Genomic DNA, 1,165 nt, shown 5'->3' with positions numbered 1-1,165 from the left:
CTCCAGGTTGTGTGACATGGGAACTCATTCTGGATGGTTACTCTGAAAGCTCATATTCTGCCACACCCCGATTTGCAGCCGCCAGGCTGCCGTGGTTCAGGCATTTCATTATCAAAATCACATTAAACGGCCGTAATCAGACATGATTTGTGCGCCGACACAGATCATCGTCACAATGTTCAGGTCTCTGCCATTGTTTTTATCAGGGGATCGCTTTTCCCGTAAGTGATTCTGTATAGCGTTCTGTTACTATTTGCGATAACATTAATTGCATAGCAAATTGTTACCAATGGAGGTTTTTATGTCTACAGCTGCAAGCGTCCGTAAAACACCGCGAGAACATCAGATTAACATCCGGGCAACTGATGAGGAACGAGCCGTTATTGATTATGCTGCGAGCTTGGTCAATAAGAACCGTACCGATTTCATCATGGAACTGGCGTACCAGGAAGCTAAAAACATTATCCTGGATCAACGTTTATTTGTGCTGGATAACGAACGTTATGATTCGTTTATTACGCAACTGGAAGCTCCTGTGCAGAATGCAGAAGGGCGTGAACGTCTGATGGCGGTAAAGCCTGAATGGAAATAAATGTCACCGCGCCAGCATTGTTGACGGATGAGCATATACTTCAGCCATTTGACTGTGGAAATGAGGTGCTAAGTAACTGGTTACGTGGTCGGGCTATGAAAAACCAGATGCTCAATGCTTCTCGCACGTTCGTTATTTGCTTGGAGGATACTTTACGTGTTGTGGGATACTACTCATTAGCTACTGGTTCCGTCACTCATGCCGAGCTTGGTCGCAGTTTGCGGCATAACATGCCCAATCCTGTCCCTGTTGTTCTGTTAGGGCGTCTGGCTGTTGATGTTTGTACCCAGGGGCATGGTTTCGGTAAATGGCTACTAAGTGATGCCATTCACCGGGTTGTCAATCTGGCTGATCAGGTTGGCATTAAGGCTGTTATGGTACATGCAATTGATGATGACGCCAGAGCATTTTATGAGCGTTTTGGTTTTGTTCAGTCAGTTGTGGCACCTAATACCTTGTTTTATAAAGTCTGAGTCTGAGGTAGCCTGAGTTTAACGGACACTCCTTCCTGAAATAGAATGGCATCAGAAGGAGCCAATAATGAGCAGAAAAACCCAACGTTACTCTACGGAG

General features: G+C 45.5%; 2 protein-coding genes. Both read left to right on the top strand.

The window, feature by feature from the left end; all coding sequences use genetic code 11:
• Positions 1-289: 289 nt before the first annotated feature.
• Positions 290-592: a type II toxin-antitoxin system TacA family antitoxin gene (locus BGK49_RS15310; protein WP_010921625.1), complete on the top strand. Its 303-nt coding sequence runs from the start codon at positions 290-292 to the stop codon at positions 590-592.
• Entirely contained in the window at positions 583-1,065 is a 483-nt protein-coding gene (locus BGK49_RS15305) for a GNAT family N-acetyltransferase (protein ID WP_000405248.1), read from the top strand. Before BGK49_RS15310 ends, BGK49_RS15305 begins: the two co-directional genes overlap by 10 nt.
• Positions 1,066-1,165 lie beyond the last annotated feature (100 nt).

Source organism: Shigella sp. FC1544, assembly GCF_001722145.1.
Taxonomy (GTDB): domain Bacteria; phylum Pseudomonadota; class Gammaproteobacteria; order Enterobacterales; family Enterobacteriaceae; genus Escherichia; species Escherichia coli.
Note: the sequence above shows the minus strand (reverse complement) of the source record. Positions and strands in the feature narration are given on the sequence as shown.